At 71.4% G+C, this 339-nt stretch carries 1 protein-coding gene; it reads left to right on the forward strand.

Going from position 1 to position 339, the window contains the following annotated elements; genetic code table 11:
• Positions 1 to 136 precede the first annotated feature (136 nt).
• Positions 137 to 339: FAD-dependent oxidoreductase (locus tag RISW2_RS23305; protein WP_043776126.1), on the forward strand; the 203-nt coding region annotated here is incomplete at its 3' end.

Consider the following 339-nt stretch of genomic DNA (forward strand, 5'->3'; position numbering starts at 1 on the left):
GCTCGCGCCCATTCTTTCCGAACTGCTGGCCGCCGAGATCATCGACGGCACGCCGTCGCCGCTGCTGGCCGACTTCCGGCCGGCGCGCTTCGCGGCCTGACGCGTCCCATTTCCCCGTACCTGTTCCTGGATCATCATGAGTGAAGTCTCGAGCGATTATGTCATCGTGGGCGCCGGCATTTTCGGCGCCTCGCTGGCCTGGACGCTGGCGCGCGCCGGCCATTCCGTCACCCTGCTGGAGCGCCATGCCGTCGCCAGCGGCGCCTCCGGCGGCCCCGGCCACCGCGGGGTGCGCGCCAACAACCGCGACCTGCGCGAACTGCCCCTGGCCGTGCGGGC

The sequence above is a fragment of the Roseivivax isoporae LMG 25204 genome, from assembly GCF_000521865.1.
In the GTDB taxonomy this organism is placed as follows: domain Bacteria; phylum Pseudomonadota; class Alphaproteobacteria; order Rhodobacterales; family Rhodobacteraceae; genus Roseivivax; species Roseivivax isoporae.